The 1,014-nt window shown below is 58.5% G+C and carries 1 protein-coding gene; it reads right to left on the bottom strand.

The annotated features are described in order from the left end of the window. Window positions 1–223: 223 nt before the first annotated feature. On the bottom strand, window positions 224–796 hold the full coding sequence (locus tag ACWEMJ_RS34170; RefSeq protein WP_452141033.1) for a hypothetical protein: 573 nt from the start codon (window positions 794–796) through the stop codon (window positions 224–226). Between the last annotated feature and the right edge of the window lie 218 nt (window positions 797–1,014).

The raw sequence follows: 1,014 nt of genomic DNA, 5'->3' as shown, positions 1-1,014 counted from the left end.
ATCCACGGCTTCTTGCTCACGCCATCACGAACGGACGAATCGTCACATCGGTAGCGCCCCACCAGCGACGATCACCAAGATCGTGTTACGAGTTCTATGCCCCGACCCAATCATGCACACGATATTTGGGTCAGCCCAAGCAACTCTGCATCCATGAACGAGCGGCGCCAGACCATCTAGAAACGGACTTAACGCGTGCCTTGGCCGAGCGCTCACTCCGCCGTCACTTCCCGTTGCGACTTGCGTGCACCCGGGCCCAGGCTGCGAATTCCTCTGCGGCCGGATAGTCGGCCTCCACTTGGCCAAGAATCCCCTCGAGCTCCTCCGGTGAGGCATCATCGACCCGGAGGAGCGCCCTTGCCCACCCGACCGGACGTTCTCGATGGAAGGCGAAGGACGGGTTCAGATACTCGGCCAGCAATTCCGTGCGGTCCAACAGTCTAGCCATGGTCGGAATGGTTACCTCCCCGAGGACCGTGGCCAGCGCCACACCTGACGCTTCCGTATCCACCGACCCGCCGTACGTCCAACTGGGGGCGAGCAGATCAGAATTTCGGGCAAACTCCTCAGGGGGATGGACCTCCCAGCTGATCAGTGCGGACGAGGAACGCGGGCTTTGCGTGTAGGCCCGTTCCCAGTTCTTGCGCTGCGACCAAGCCCAAGCAGACGACGGTACGATCGAGGCTCGAACGGAAAAAACTTCTGACTCGCGATCAAGCCGCATGTCAACGAATTCGATAATAGCGCAATCATCCCTGCTCGAATTCAGCCTGAAGACCGGACCGTCGCCGATCATCCCCGCTCCTTCGGTCGCCTTTCCCGCATACTTGTCGATCCATCTCGAAAGGCTAATCATTGAAACTTTCCATTCTCTTGACCAGGGGACTGGTTCGAACATTTCCTGAGTAAATCTTGTAACTACTGAACTTAAATTCGTGATGTCGGCCTGGGTTGATCAGCCGTCCATGATCAGGCCGGTGCCCGCGAGACAGGCATCGATGAGGTGAGGCCGGT

Source organism: Kitasatospora sp. NPDC004531, from assembly GCF_053602195.1.
This window is presented reverse-complemented; position numbering and strand designations above follow the sequence as displayed.